The following is a 13,467-nucleotide window of genomic DNA, read 5'->3' as shown; positions in this document are numbered from 1 at the left end:
GTGAAGGTGGAGAGTCAAGGAAAGACGGGCGAAAAGCGAGCCAAAAACAGAGTCTTGGGGGATGGGTCGGTGCCTGCGATGGAGCGTACCATTTAACCTGCCGCCCCGTTTTTCGGACGCCTGCCTTCAGTCGTCATGCCCGGGGCGCGCGAAGCGAGCTTCGCTACATGACCCGGGCATCCATCTTCGGACGGAATGGCGGAAAGGTGGATAGTCGGGTCAGGTCCGGCCATGATGGAGTTTTGTTTTCCAAATCAGAGGCTTAGCCTCTCGGTCGCCCTCACGACGCCAGGCTGCGCATTTCCTTGATCAGGTCGGACTTGCCCTCGAAGCCGATGCCCGGGAGTTCCGGCATGGTGATGTGGCCATCAATCACCTTCACGCCATCCGGGAACCCGCCATAGGGCTGGAACAGGTCCGGATAGGACTCGTTGCCGCCGAGGCCGAGGCCTGCGGCGATGTTGAGCGACATCTGGTGGCCGCCATGGGGGATGCAGCGGCGCCAGGACCAGCCGTAGCTCTTCAGCATGTCGAGCGTGCGGAGATATTCGACGAGGCCGTAAGACAGCGCGCAGTCGAACTGCAGCCAGTCGCGGTCCGAGCGCATGCCGCCATAGCGGATCAGGTTGCGCGCGTCCTGCATCGAGAACAGGTTCTCGCCGGTGGCCATTGGGCCGCGATAATGCTCGGCGAGCTTTGCCTGCAGCTCGTAATCGAGCGGATCGCCGGCTTCCTCGTACCAGAACAGGTCGTATTCGCGCAGTGCCTTGGCGTAGGCGACGGCCGTGTCGAGATCGAAGCGGCCATTGGCGTCGACAGCGAGTTTAGCCCCTGCTGGAAGCAGTTTCAGCACATGCTCGATGCGCTTGCAGTCATCGGCGAGCGGCGCGCCGCCGATCTTCATCTTCACGACATTGTAGCCGCGATCGAGATAGCCCTTCATTTCCGAGGCGAGGCCTTCGAGACCCTTGCCGGGATAATAGTAACCGCCCGCGGCATAGACGAAGACCTTCGGGTCAGCGGTGGTGCCATAGCGTTCGGCGAGCAAACGGAACAGTGGCTTGCCCGCGATCTTGGCGACCGCATCCCACACCGCCATGTCGATGGTGCCGATCGCGACCGAGCGCTCGCCGTGGCCGCCCGGCTTCTCGTTGGTGAACATGGTGGCCCACACCTTGTGCGGATCGATATTCTCGCCCGAGGCGTCGATCAGGCTGTCGGGTTTGGCTTCCAGAATGCGCGGCGCGAAGCGCTCGCGGATCAGGCCGCCCTGACCGTAGCGGCCGTTGGAGTTGAAGCCGTAGCCAATCACCGGCTTGCCGTCGCGGATCACGTCGGTGACCACGGCAACCAGGCTCAGCGTCATTTTACTGAAGTCGATGAAGGCGTTAGCGATAGGGGAGGCAATCGGGGCAGTACGCTCCCGGATGTCGACGATGCGCATGAGGCGCTCCTGCGGCTGGGGTGAGACGGGCTTGCGGAGAGGCATACGCCTCTCTTAGCCATCTCTGAAATGGTCAGTTTTCATCTAAGAAGTTCCAAGATAAGATGGCTGGTACCATCCCGGACGTCCCATGCAAAGCTTCGATCCAATTTCACTCCGCCTGTTCATCGCTGTCTGCGAGGAGCGCAATATCGCCAATGCCGCAAAGCGCGAGGCCATCGTGCCCTCAGCGGTGAGCAAGCGTATCAGTCAGATGGAGCAAGAAGCTGGCGTCCAGTTGCTCGAACGCGGTCGCCGCGGCGTCACCGTGACGGCGGCGGGTGAAGCGCTGTGTCGCTATGCACGGGAGTCGTTGCAATTGCTCGACCGGATGCAGGCAGAACTCGGCGCCTTCGCCGATGGCGTGCAGGGCCACGTACGGGTGTTTGCCTCGAAATCGGCGGTGGCGCAGGTGCTGCCCGAAGACATCAGCCTGTTTGCGAAGCGCTATCGTGACGTGCGCGTTAGTCTCGAAGAGCGCGAGATCTGGGAAGTCGTGCGCGGCGTCGAGGAAGGGCGCGCCGATATCGGCGTGTGCTGGAATGCCGTCGACCTGCGCGGTCTCAGGACGTTTCCCTATCATCGCGATCAGCTCGCGGTAGTGGTGCATCCCGATCATCCGCTTGCGAAACGCACGTCAGTATCGTTCGAGGACACGATCGACTTCGAGCACGTCGACATCGTCGCGCGGAGCATCATGCAAACCATGCAGCGCAGTGTCGCGGCGGCAGCCGGCAAGCAGATGCGCTACCGCATTCAGGTTTCCACGGTGGATGCCGCCTATCGCATCGTCGCCGCGCAACTGGCTGTCGCGATCATCCCGCAGGAAGAGGCCTCCACGATCCAGCAAACGCTGGGGCTGAAAGTCATTCCGCTCAGTAATGATTGGGCGAAACGGCAATTCATCGTGGCGGTGCGCGACAAGGGCCTCAGCCGGCCGGCGCAATTGCTACTGGATAGCCTGAAGGAGAGCGCGAGCGAATGAGAATTCGCCACGACTGCGGTGTCGTACATGATCTTGAAGATGGATCGCGCAATCGATGTCGCGGAGCTGAGACCGACTTGCCTGGTTGTTGCGCGAGCTAACGGCTCACGCGCGCATCGGCGACGGCACGCTGAAACAGCGCTGTCATCGCGTCCGAGATGCCCTGGGTTGGGCTGACTTCAAAATAGAAGCCCGGCGAAGCGCAGCTCTGCATATTGCTGGCGATCTGGCTGTTGGGCGAAGGTCCGTAAGGGCCAGCGTTGAACGGTGCGATCCAGCTATTGTACCAGGCGTTGGTCGGAAGTGCGAGGTAGGTCGTGTAGAGCACGGCAATCTTGATGCCGCGATTCTTCAGCGTGGTGCAAAGCGCCGGATTGATCGGCGACTGGCATCGTCCACCAGTCGTCGGTTTCAGGCAGTTGCCGGGATTGTATTCGTCAGCCACGCCATCGGATACGAAGAAGAGATATTTGAGCGGTGCACCGGCTGTACCGGCTCCGGGGGCGCTGATGGCGGTGTTGATCGCCGGGAATATAGCGCTGTAGCCGGTGTCCTGATCGTTGTTGTCGTTCTGGCCGTTCACCGTCATCAAGTCGATGTTTCCGGCCGCCGTCTTCGCACTTGAGAGGCTGGACGACAATGTGAACAGGGCTCTCAAACCGGACGTCGAGGCGGCCGCGCCGAAGTCGTAGATCGCCATGCGGAACTGGTTGGAATAGGTCTGCGTACTGGCCGCGGTATCCATCAACTTCTGGGTGGCTGTACGCAGCACGTCGATGCGCGTGATCACGCCAAGTGTCTTGGCGAGTTTGTAGTAGTTGTTGCTGTTGTTGAGGTCGTGGCAGGCAAAGGCGCAGCTGTCCGACGTATTCTTGACCATCAGAGCCACGTCGGCCGGTGTTGCGCCGACGCCCATGGATGGCGAATTGTCGAGCAGCAGGTAGAAATCGATGTAATTCGGCATCGTCGCCGTCGCGACAGAACTGCCGGTGACGGTCATTTTGGAAAAGCCCATGACGGATGTGAGACTGGTCGGCACATCCGCCGAGAATTGCATAGTGGCCGTCACGACGCCGTTGGCGCGATTGACGGTCGCTGTCGTGCTGGTCAGCGTGAAGCCGGTCCTGCCTGATGTGTTGCCCTTGAAAATATTGATTGCGTCGACGTCGCCCCCGGGGACGGCGCCGTCCGCCGCCATCGAACCTGCGGTAATGAATGCAGCAGACTTCTGCACGATGGAGCCGACGCTCGCAGTATCAAGGGCGGCTTGCAGTTGAGATCTGATCTGTAGTGCACGCGTATAGTCGACCGCGGCGCCAACCATGGAAATAAGGGGGATGCATGTGATCGCGAATATGATCGCGACATTGCCGCGCCGGTCGCGGCGAAAACGATCGGTTAGCCCAAGGAATGATAGCCCGAGGAATGACTTCAGCATGAATACGCACCCGTATGAATGCAGAGATAATTACCTGAGCTGATAAATTTACTGTTAGGTCGATCGCAGAAAGGTAGTGGCTTGGGTTGCTGCCCTGTTGGTTAGTTAAGGATGTTCTACCGGTATCATTGAAACCGGCTCGCGCGACCGACGCAAAAGGTGAGCGGTACGATCATCCCGGCGGGGCGATGAAACAAACCGGCTCCCGGAGCATTGTCATGCGGTTCTAGTCTGGCAGGGGCAATATGGCTGAAGACACAATGACGACCGTCGGCATCGGCAATCACGGTGCCAAGCGGCTGCCATCCGTTGACGTGGATACGTTCAACATCGAGCTGAAGGACGACAACGGCTTTCTCGGTGACCGCGCCAGCAAGGGCGCTTTTCAGCGCATACTGGATGATCTCAGAAAGCCATTGAAGAAAAACGGCGACGATCCGCTCGGCAAAAAGGCTGCCAACGAGATCAGTAAATCCAGCCTCGACGAAATCCTGCTTGGCGACGATGTGGCCGCGGCTGCGCTCGTCCATGGTGCGATCGAAGAATTCGCGCGGGAGCTGGCTTATGTCACGCAGCGCTTCTTCAAGACGAAGGCCTGGGCAGATACGGAATGCATCGTGGTCGGCGGCGGTTTCCGCCAGAGCCGTGTCGGGGAACTTGTTATTGCGCGTACGGACATCATTCTCAAGGCCGAGGATCTCAAGGTTACGTTGGTGCCGATCCGTTTTCATCCAGATGAAGCCGGCCTGATCGGTTGCCTGCATCTGGCGCCGTCATGGATTTTCGAAGGTTACGACAGCATTCTTGCGGTCGACATCGGCGGCTCCAACATCCGTTGTGGCGTGGTCGAAACCGCATGGAAGAAATCGAAGGATCTCTCCAAGGCTGCGGTATGGAAGTCCGATCTCTGGAAACATGCCGATGATGAGCCGACGCGTGAAGGCGCCGTCAAGCGGCTAGTGAAGATGCTGAAGGATCTGATCTCCGCCGCCGACAATGAAGGCCTCAAGCTGGCGCCGTTCATCGGCATCTCGTGCCCGGGGGTGATCAACGAAGACGGCACCATCGCGAAGGGAGCGCAGAATCTTCCGGGTAATTGGGAAAGCAGCAAGTTCAACCTGCCGGCCTTGCTCGCCGAAGGCATTCCCACAATCGGGGATCACGATACTGCGGTGCTCATGCACAATGACGGCGTTGTCCAAGGCCTCAGCGAAGTCCCTTTTATGCAGGACTTCGAACGATGGGGCGTGCTGACGATCGGAACGGGGCTGGGCAATGCTCGCTTCACCAACCGCAAGAAAGAGAAGGACGACAAGAAGGCGAAGAAAGACAAGGATTGAGCAGGACCATTGAGCGTCCCGGTGCCGCCTCGGCCAATGGCCGAGTGCATGCATCCGTCGGCGAATCATCCTTGCGCCGCCATGGCTCGTCATGCCGCGCGTCCAACCATAGCGTGCGTTGCCGCTGCGAATCTGCAACGAAAAGGCTGGCTTCCTAGTCTACGCGCCAGCCAGAGCCAGCTTTTGCGGCTCTGCGGGCAATTGGGTGCGGATTTTCCGCTCTGCGCGTCTTGTCTGGCCCGCCATCCTCGCCTAGAACTCCGCGCAACCACCCACGGGCGACCGTGGGTCTTGGCGCCTTGGAGAGGTGGCAGAGTGGTTGATTGTACCGCACTCGAAATGCGGCATGGGTGCAAGCCCATCGGGGGTTCGAATCCCCCCCTCTCCGCCAGCCAGATAAAAATCGCAATGAAATCAATGGGTCATGGGAAGTAAGAGGCTTTTGCCTCCCGTTTGGTGCACACGGGTGGTACGCATGGCTCTATCTATGCCTTGTGCGCCTCGCGTTGCCGTCATTGAGCGTCAAGCTTACGAAACATCACGAGCGCATCAACATATTCGCCAGTCGGAAGCCGAAAAGCCTCAGGCAGCCGCCCGACAATCGCGAAGCCGAGCGTGGTCCAGAGTTTCACCGCACGTATATTGTTGCTCACGACACAGTTGAATTGCATCGCGCGAAATCCGGAGCTTCTGGCATAGTCGAGCGAGTATAGGCACATATTGCGCGCCACACCGCCGCCTTGCGCGCTCGCCAGCGTCATGTAGCCGCAATTGGCCACGTGGCTGCCACCACCGTCCTGGTTGGCGCGCACATAATAAGATCCCACGATCTGACCTTGGCGCACGGCAACGAAGGTTCGTTTATCCGGACCGTGCCAGTAGGACAAAGCATCGTCCTTCGTCATCAGGGGGTCCAGGGCGTAGGTCGTGCCTGCACGGATGGTCGGCTCGATGACCGACCAGATGTCTGCCCGGTCTGCCGGCTCAGCCGGGCGAATGACCAGGTCGTCGGAGTGTATGACCATAACAAGTGCCGCCTAAGCCGGACTGAATATACGCCGACCTTCGCCGGCATCTTGCCCGTGGGATTGACCGATTATTCTGCGGCGTTCCTCGGACGGGTTGGTATTGAAGGCGGCCTTGAACGCCTTGCTGAGATGCGAACCGTCGACGAAGCCGGTTTCGGCGGCGATTGCGGCCAGCGATAGGTCGGTCTTCAACATCCACCGTGCATGTTTCAGGCGCAGCCGCAGATATGTCGCCTGCGGCGACTGTCCGGTTTCCTCTTTGAAAAGGCGCTCCAGTTGCCGCGTGCTCAGACTGACCTTGCCGGCCAGTCGCGCGACAGACAGCGGCGCTGATAGGTTCTGCTCCATCATTAACAGCGCGCGCGAGATCCGTCCGTCGGTCTCGGCAAATTCGGTCGGTGGCGCCGATTGAGCCGAGGATCCGGGTTTCATGCGATCGATCAGCATGATGTGGAGCGCTTTCTGCGCGCTCGACAGGCCCATGCGTTGTTCCACGATATGGGCGGCGAGGTAGGCAACGCCCATGCCGCCCGAACACGTGATGCGGTTGCCGTCGATGACGAAGAGCTGGTCGGCCACCGGGAGTGTCTCGCCGAATTCCTCCAGGAAATCGCGATAGTGGTACCAGCTGATGCAGCACTTTTTCTGGTTGAGAAGGCCTAGACGCCACAGCACGAAACTGCCGGTGCAGACGCCGATCAGATCGACCTTGGTGTTCGCAGCCTCCAGCAGATAGCGCTTGATCTTGTCATCGATCTGCGGGCCCTGATGCAGCAGGCCGCCCACGACGACGACATAATCGAGCTCGCGCGGATCGAGGAACCGGGAATTCGGATACATCAGCAGACCGCAACTCGAACGGATCGGCTCGTCGGTGTCGGCCATGATGTGCCACTGGCAGCGGATCGGCCGACTGTTGTCGCCCTCGTCGGCGGCGAGACGCAGCACGTCCACGAAGCTGGCCAACGCAGTCAGCGTGAAATTCTTGGTCAGAATGAAGCCAACGCGCAGCGGACGGACCTTTGGTTGCATCACCCCTGCCTTCGCATTCACCATATGGTCGAATGGCAATCCGGGTGGTCGCCGCGAGACGATGCTCCAAAACGGACCCATGTCGCATCATTACATACCTCCAGCGCGCCGGGGCAGGCATTTGCGACGGACTGATCCTAAAAATACATTGCCGCGCGCGCAAGGGCGGCGAAGCGTCTCGCTTGGCGTGCGACGTTGGGGCGTCGGCTGGGAACCGGAAGCCCAGGTCGGCCGGTTCGGCGCAGGAGGGTCAGCCGGCTGACGGCGGTTCTTCTGGCGTCGCGAACTGCGCTTCGCGGCCGATCGCAGCAAGAAATGCGTCGAGTGCACCGACCGACAGCGATGTCGTGCGGCTGTTGATGACGGGGTGGCAATTGATGCGCTCCGCCGACCGTAAGCGCGCATCGATGACGGGAGTGACCGCCTGATTGGCATCGTTGTAGAGCGCCAGAATCGAGACCGATCCCGGTTCGATCCCAAGCAATTCCTTCAGGGCTTCCGCGCTTCCAAATGACAGCCCGCCCTTGGCGCCAATCGCCTTTGCCAGCGACTTCAGGTGAACGGTCGCGGCTTCGTCGGTGACGAACAGGAAGAACCGCTTCTTGCCGTCGCGGAGGAACAGGTTCTTGGTGTGAATGCCGGGAATGTCGCCGCGTAGCGCACGCGACTCTTCCACCGTATGCACGGGCGGGTGTTCGAACGTCTCCACCACGATCGACTTGTCTTTGAGATACTGAAGAATCTCGTCGCTGCGTTCGATGCTCATTCTGCGTGTCCTTGATCGTCGGGGCGGGACTGCGCGCGCCCGGGGCATGCCGTCCTGTCTACATGGCAGCGATCCGTGTCGCATGGATACGCCGCGAATTCGAGACCCTGGCGAGCGAAGCCGGGCGGCTTGTCGCAAATCTACGTGTTTCGTGTCGGGGCTTTGCAAACCTGCGGCGTTCCGATGTCGCTCTGATCCAACATGATTGGCGGGCTGATGCTGGCCGCGAAGCGGCAGCGAGTTGTAGGCTCCGTCCAATCACAACGTGGACAGCCATGCAGAAATTTTCAGCGCTTTCATTACTACGGGCAGGGCTGACCGGTCATGCCGGCTGGCAGCGACAGTGGCGGTCGCCTGAACCGAAGCCGGGCTATGACGTCATCATCGTCGGTGGTGGTGGCCACGGGCTTGCAACGGCCTACTATCTGGCCAGCCGCTACGGCGTCAAAAACGTTGCCGTTCTCGAAAAGGGCTGGATCGGCGGCGGCAATACCGGCCGTAACACCACGATCATTCGCTCGAACTATCTGTTCGACGAAAGCGCCGGGATCTACGAGCACGCCCTCAAACTGTGGGAAGGGCTGTCGCAGGAACTGAACTACAATGTCATGTATTCACCACGCGGCGTTCTGATGCTGGCGCACAACATTCACGATGTGCAGAGCTTCAAGCGACACGTTCATGCCAACCGTCTCAACGGCATCGACAATGAATGGCTGTCGCCGGAGGAATGCAAAGAATTCTGTCCACCGCTGAATGTCGGTGGGTCCATGCGCTATCCGATCCTCGGCGGCGCGCTGCAGCGCCGCGGCGGCACGGCGCGCCACGACGCTGTCGCCTGGGGCTATGCCCGCGCTGCTGACGCGCTCGGCGTGGATATTATCGAGAATTGCGAAGTCACCGGCATCCGCCGCGCGCCGACCGGCGAGGTGGTGGGCGTCGATACGACGCGCGGCAGCATCAATGCGAAGCGCATCGGCGTCGTCGCGGCCGGCAATACCAGCACGGTGATGAACATGGCCGGCGTGCGTCTGCCGCTGGAAAGCTTCCCGCTGCAGGCGCTGGTCAGCGAGCCGGTCAAGCCGATCTTCCCCTGCGTGGTGATGTCGAACACGATCCACGCCTATATCTCGCAGTCGGACAAAGGCGAGATGGTGATCGGTGCGGGAACGGATGTCTACACGTCCTATACACAGCGTGGCGGTCTGCACATCGTCAATCATACGCTGGATGCGATCTGCGAACTGGTGCCGGCGTTTCGGCGCCTGCGCATGCTGCGCAACTGGGGCGGCATCGTCGATGTCACGCCGGATCGCTCGCCGATCGTGGCGAAGACGCCGGTATCCGGGCTGTACGTCAATTGCGGCTGGGGCACCGGCGGCTTCAAGGCGACGCCGGGATCGGGCGAGGTGTTCGCCAGTACGATCGCCAAGGATGAGCCGAACAAGATCAATGCGCCGTTCACCATCGAGCGATTCCGCGATGGCGCTGTGATCGACGAAGCGGCTGCGGCCGCCGTGGCGCATTGATAGCGGGGAAAACGAGATGCTCTTGATCAATTGCCCCTATTGCGGGCCGCGCCCGGAGGCCGAATTCGTCAACGGCGGGCAGGCGCATATCGCCCGCCCGGCCAATCCGATGAGCCTCACTGACGACGAGTGGGCCGCCTATCTCTATATGCGTGACAACACCAAGGGGTTGCATCACGAGCGTTGGCGGCACGCCAATGGCTGCGGCCGTTTCTTCAATGCCAGCCGCGACACGACCACGGACATCATCAAGCGCACCTATCGCATGGGCGAGCGCCCCGAAGCCGAACATCAGGGTGCCAAGCCATGACGGGTACATATCGCGTGCGGCGCGGCGACGTCGCTGAAAGCCGCAACGCAATTCATTTCACGTTCGACGGAAAGTCGTATCAGGGTCTGGCCGGCGACACGCTGGCCTCCGCGTTGATCGCCAATGGCGTGCATCTGGTCGGCCGTTCGTTCAAGTATCACCGGCCGCGCGGCTTCGTTTCCGCCGGTTCGGAAGAGCCGAATGCGCTGGTCGGTGTCGGCGCGACCCAGTCGCGCTATACACCGAACCTGCTCGCGACCCAGGTCGAGATCTATGACAGGCTGGTGGCCGAAAGCCAGAATCGCTGGCCGTCGCTGGAGACCGATGCCGGCTTCCTCAACGAATATTTCTCGGCCTTCCTGCCGGCTGGTTTCTACTACAAGACCTTCATGTGGCCGCGCACGGCCTGGAAGAAGCTCTATGAGCCGGTGATCCGTCGGATGGCCGGTCTCGGCAAGGCGCCGGCTGAGCCGGATGCCGATCGCTATACGCAGGTGTTTGCGTATTGCGACGTGCTGATCGTCGGCGCCGGACCTGCGGGTCTTGCCGCAGCGCTCGAAGCCAGCAACAGCGATGCCACCGTGATCCTGTGCGACGAGCAGGCAGAGATGGGCGGCTCGCTGCTGTCCGATCGTTCGGCATCGATCGACGGCATGCAGGCCGCCGAATGGACCCGCGCGGCGCTCGATGAATTGCGTAAGCGCCCCAATGTGAAGCTGATGTCGCGTACGACGGCGTTTGGCTGGTACCCGCACAATTTTGTCGGTCTCAACGAGCGCGTCACCGATCATCTCAGCAATCCCGCGACGAACCAGCCGCGTGAGCGGCTCTGGCAGGTCAGGGCCAAGGAAGTCGTGCTGGCGGCTGGCGCAATCGAGCGGCCGCTCGTCTTCACCGACAACGACCGGCCGGGCATCATGCTGGCCGATGCTGCCCGGACCTATGTGAATCGGTACGGCGTGGTGCCGGGCAAGCAGGTGGTCGTGTTCACCGCCTGCGACAGCGCCTATCGCGCGGCTCTGGACCTCAAGGCAGCCGGCGCCAGGATCCAGGTGATCGTGGATCTGCGCAAGAGCGCGTCGGGCCATTGGGTCGACAAGGCACGCGCCGAAGGCATCAAGGTCCGCTCCGACAGCATCGTTCGCGGCACGTCAGGCTGGCTGCGGGTAAAGTCGGCGCAGATTTCCAACGCGCAGGGCGGCGATGCCGAGACGGTGGCTTGCGATCTCATCCTGATGTCCGGCGGGTTCACGCCGTCGGTGCATCTGTTCTCGCAGAGCCGCGGCAAGCTCAGCTACAGCGAAGAGCTGCGGGCCTATGTGCCTGGCGAGTCTGTCGAGCGCGAGCGCTCGGTCGGGGCGTGCAAGGGACTGTTCGCGCTCGAAAGCGTCATCGAAAGTGGCGCCAAGGGTGGCCGGGACGCTGCGGCCAAGGCCGGCTTCTCCCCGCGCGGCGAGCGCAGCTATACGGTCTCCGCGCAGTCGGTGGGTGCCGATGCGTTCATCGGCTCCGTGACGACCGATCATCAGGCGGAAAAGCGGGCCTGGGTCGATTTCCAGAATGACGTGACGGCCAAGGATGTCCGGCTCGCGACCCGCGAAGGGTTCCGGTCGATCGAGCACGTCAAGCGCTATACGACCACCGGCATGGCCACCGACCAGGGCAAGCTGTCCAACATGAACGCCCTCGGTGTCGTGTCGACGCAGATCGATGTCGCGGTGCCGAAGGTCGGCTTGACCACGTTCCGGCCGCCTTATACGCCGACGACCTTCGGATCCTTTGCCGGCCAATCGCGTGGTGATCTGTTCGATCCCGTGCGCAAGACCAGCATCCATGCATGGGCCGAAGCCCAGGGCGCACGGTTCGAGGATGTCGGCGTCTGGAAGCGCGCCTGGTATTTCCCGCAGGTCGGCGAGGACATGCATGCTGCCGTCGCGCGCGAATGCAAGGCGACGCGCGAGTCGGTCGGCATCTTCGATGCCTCAACGCTCGGCAAGATCGAGATCGTCGGCAAGGACGCCGCCGAATTCATGAATCGCATGTACACCAATGCCTGGACCAAGCTGGAGCCCGGACGGTTGCGCTATGGCGTGATGCTGCGCGAAGACGGCTTCATCATGGATGACGGCGTCGTCGGCCGCATGGCGACGGATCGTTTCCACGTTACCACGACGACCGGCGGCGCGGCCCGCGTGCTGTCCATGATGGAGGACTACCTCCAGACCGAATGGCCGGATCTCGAAGTGTGGCTCACCTCGACCACCGAGCAGTGGTCGGTCATTGCCTTGCAGGGACCGAATGCGCGCAAGGTGCTCGAGCCGCTGGTCGAGGGCGTCGATCTGTCGGCCGATGCCATGCCGCATATGAGCGTCCGCGAAGGACGTATCTGCGGCGTGCCGACGCGGCTGTTCCGCGTGTCGTTCACCGGCGAACTGGGCTTCGAGGTCAACGTTCCCGCCGGCTACGGCCGGGCGGTCTGGGAAGCGATTTTTGCGGCGGGGAAACCCTACGGGATCACGCCCTACGGCACCGAGACCATGCATGTGCTGCGCGCGGAGAAGGGCTACATCATTGTCGGTCAGGAAACCGACGGCACGGTGACGCCCGATGACGCCGGCCTCGGCTGGGCCGTCGGCAAGGCGAAGCGGGATTTCGTCGGCAAGCGCTCGCTGTCGCGGCCGGCGCTGGTCAGGGAAGACCGCAAGCAACTGGTCGGGTTGCTGACGACGGACCCCAAGGTGGTCCTCGAAGAGGGCGCCCAGATCGTGCTCGATCCCGCGCATCCCATTCCGGTGCCGATGATTGGACATGTCACCTCCTCCTACTGGAGCGCGACGCTGAACCGTTCGATCGCGCTGGCACTCGTTCGCGGCGGTCGCTCGCGGATGGGTGAGGAGCTCTCGATCCCGATGCCGGATGGCGTGATCAAGGCGAAAGTCGTCGACTCGATATTGTTCGATCCGAAGGGGGAACGTTTGAATGCTTAGTCCTGCGATCATGCGTTCGAACGCGTTGTCCCCAATGCAGTCATCCGGCACCACTGCTGCGTTCGCCACGACGCTCTCGATTCTTCCCGATGCGGCGAAGTTGGTATTTCGCGGCAAGACCGAGGCGATCGAAGCTGCCGGGGCGCATTTTGGCGTCAAACCGAGCCTTGAGGCCTGCCGCTTCGCGGCTGTCGGCGGCCGGTCGGTCTATTGGTTGGGGCCGGACGAATGGCTGTTCCAGGCGGTGAACGAGAATCCGATCGAGGTATTTGGCGGGATGTCGGTAGCGCTGCAGGGGCAGGCCTGCTCGCTGGTGGATGTCAGCCATCGTTCGGATGGCATCGCGGTTGCAGGTCCAACGGCGGCGCTGGTGCTGAACCATGGCTGCCCGCTGGATCTGTCCCTCAAGGCGTTCCCGGTCGGGATGTGCACGCGCACGGTGCTGGGCAAGGCATCACTTCTGCTGTCACGTTCTGAAGAGCACGTGTTCCACGTGGATGTATGGCGTTCGTTTGCGCCCTATGTCTGGCAATTCCTCGACGAAGCGCGAAGCCTGTCCTAGCAGCCCG

General features: G+C 61.5%; 11 protein-coding genes and 1 tRNA gene. 7 read left to right on the top strand and 5 right to left on the bottom strand.

The features are described 5' to 3' along the window. Positions 1 to 280 precede the first annotated feature (280 nt). Positions 281 to 1,444: a mandelate racemase/muconate lactonizing enzyme family protein gene (locus LPB73_RS24500; RefSeq protein ID WP_231078510.1), complete on the bottom strand. Its 1,164-nt coding sequence runs from the start codon at positions 1,442 to 1,444 to the stop codon at positions 281 to 283. A 130-nt stretch (positions 1,445 to 1,574) separates the two neighbouring features. Here LPB73_RS24500 and LPB73_RS24495 point away from each other — a divergent pair, with 130 nt between their 5' ends. Then, positions 1,575 to 2,468, top strand: a complete 894-nt coding sequence (locus tag LPB73_RS24495) for a LysR family transcriptional regulator (RefSeq protein ID WP_231078509.1) — start codon at positions 1,575 to 1,577, stop codon at positions 2,466 to 2,468. Positions 2,469 to 2,565: 97 nt separating this feature from the next. Here LPB73_RS24495 and LPB73_RS24490 read toward each other — a convergent pair whose 3' ends face one another. Beyond that, positions 2,566 to 3,906 carry a TadE/TadG family type IV pilus assembly protein gene (locus LPB73_RS24490; protein ID WP_231078508.1) on the bottom strand — a complete coding sequence of 447 codons (1,341 nt, stop codon included), beginning with the start codon at positions 3,904 to 3,906 and terminating at the stop codon, positions 2,566 to 2,568. Between the two features lie 245 nt (positions 3,907 to 4,151). Between LPB73_RS24490 and LPB73_RS24485 the strand changes: the two genes are divergently transcribed. Both LPB73_RS24485 and LPB73_RS24480 read left to right on the top strand, forming a co-directional pair. Then, positions 4,152 to 5,246, top strand: a complete 1,095-nt coding sequence (locus LPB73_RS24485; protein ID WP_120287815.1) for an ROK family protein — start codon at positions 4,152 to 4,154, stop codon at positions 5,244 to 5,246. A gap of 301 nt (positions 5,247 to 5,547) precedes the next feature. Continuing rightward, a tRNA-Ser gene (locus LPB73_RS24480) sits at positions 5,548 to 5,637 on the top strand. 121 nt (positions 5,638 to 5,758) lie between these two features. Here the strand turns inward: LPB73_RS24480 and LPB73_RS24475 are convergent. From LPB73_RS24475 to LPB73_RS24465, 3 genes are all read right to left on the bottom strand, one after another. After that, positions 5,759 to 6,250, bottom strand: coding sequence for a GNAT family N-acetyltransferase (locus tag LPB73_RS24475; RefSeq protein ID WP_231081243.1), 492 nt, complete (start codon positions 6,248 to 6,250; stop codon positions 5,759 to 5,761). A 33-nt stretch (positions 6,251 to 6,283) separates the two neighbouring features. Further along, positions 6,284 to 7,387 carry a GlxA family transcriptional regulator gene (locus LPB73_RS24470; RefSeq protein WP_231078507.1) on the bottom strand — a complete coding sequence of 368 codons (1,104 nt, stop codon included), beginning with the start codon at positions 7,385 to 7,387 and terminating at the stop codon, positions 6,284 to 6,286. 169 nt (positions 7,388 to 7,556) lie between these two features. Next, positions 7,557 to 8,072: a prolyl-tRNA synthetase associated domain-containing protein gene (locus tag LPB73_RS24465; protein ID WP_231078506.1), complete on the bottom strand. Its 516-nt coding sequence runs from the start codon at positions 8,070 to 8,072 to the stop codon at positions 7,557 to 7,559. 275 nt (positions 8,073 to 8,347) lie between these two features. Between LPB73_RS24465 and LPB73_RS24460 the strand changes: the two genes are divergently transcribed. From LPB73_RS24460 to LPB73_RS24445, 4 genes are read left to right on the top strand one after another with little or no spacing between them, the layout of a single operon-like run. Then, complete coding sequence (locus tag LPB73_RS24460) at positions 8,348 to 9,601, top strand: sarcosine oxidase subunit beta family protein (RefSeq protein WP_231078505.1); 1,254 nt, start codon at positions 8,348 to 8,350, stop codon at positions 9,599 to 9,601. A gap of 16 nt (positions 9,602 to 9,617) precedes the next feature. Beyond that, positions 9,618 to 9,911, top strand: a complete 294-nt coding sequence (locus LPB73_RS24455) for a sarcosine oxidase subunit delta (protein WP_231078504.1) — start codon at positions 9,618 to 9,620, stop codon at positions 9,909 to 9,911. Further along, entirely contained in the window at positions 9,908 to 12,898 is a 2,991-nt protein-coding gene (locus LPB73_RS24450) for a sarcosine oxidase subunit alpha (protein ID WP_231078503.1), read from the top strand. The genes LPB73_RS24455 and LPB73_RS24450 overlap by 4 nt, the downstream gene beginning before the upstream one ends. Further along, entirely contained in the window at positions 12,891 to 13,460 is a 570-nt protein-coding gene (locus LPB73_RS24445) for a sarcosine oxidase subunit gamma (protein ID WP_092145248.1), read from the top strand. The genes LPB73_RS24450 and LPB73_RS24445 overlap by 8 nt, the downstream gene beginning before the upstream one ends. The last annotated feature ends 7 nt before the right edge of the window (positions 13,461 to 13,467 follow it).

The organism is Tardiphaga sp. 37S4 (assembly GCF_021044645.1).
Taxonomy (GTDB): Bacteria; Pseudomonadota; Alphaproteobacteria; order Rhizobiales; family Xanthobacteraceae; genus Tardiphaga; species Tardiphaga robiniae.
The sequence above is the reverse complement of the archived record's forward strand: the minus strand, read 5'-3'. Positions and strand labels throughout refer to the sequence as shown.

Coding starts and splice junctions, on each gene's coding strand:
- LPB73_RS24500 (WP_231078510.1), bottom strand. CDS start 1,444: ATGCGCATCGTCGACATCCGGGAGCGTACTGCCCCGATTGCCTCCCCT.
- LPB73_RS24495 (WP_231078509.1), top strand. CDS start 1,575: ATGCAAAGCTTCGATCCAATTTCACTCCGCCTGTTCATCGCTGTCTGC.
- LPB73_RS24490 (WP_231078508.1), bottom strand. CDS start 3,906: ATGCTGAAGTCATTCCTCGGGCTATCATTCCTTGGGCTAACCGATCGT.
- LPB73_RS24485 (WP_120287815.1), top strand. CDS start 4,152: ATGGCTGAAGACACAATGACGACCGTCGGCATCGGCAATCACGGTGCC.
- LPB73_RS24470 (WP_231078507.1), bottom strand. CDS start 7,387: ATGGGTCCGTTTTGGAGCATCGTCTCGCGGCGACCACCCGGATTGCCA.
- LPB73_RS24465 (WP_231078506.1), bottom strand. CDS start 8,072: ATGAGCATCGAACGCAGCGACGAGATTCTTCAGTATCTCAAAGACAAG.
- LPB73_RS24460 (WP_231078505.1), top strand. CDS start 8,348: ATGCAGAAATTTTCAGCGCTTTCATTACTACGGGCAGGGCTGACCGGT.
- LPB73_RS24455 (WP_231078504.1), top strand. CDS start 9,618: ATGCTCTTGATCAATTGCCCCTATTGCGGGCCGCGCCCGGAGGCCGAA.
- LPB73_RS24450 (WP_231078503.1), top strand. CDS start 9,908: ATGACGGGTACATATCGCGTGCGGCGCGGCGACGTCGCTGAAAGCCGC.
- LPB73_RS24445 (WP_092145248.1), top strand. CDS start 12,891: ATGCTTAGTCCTGCGATCATGCGTTCGAACGCGTTGTCCCCAATGCAG.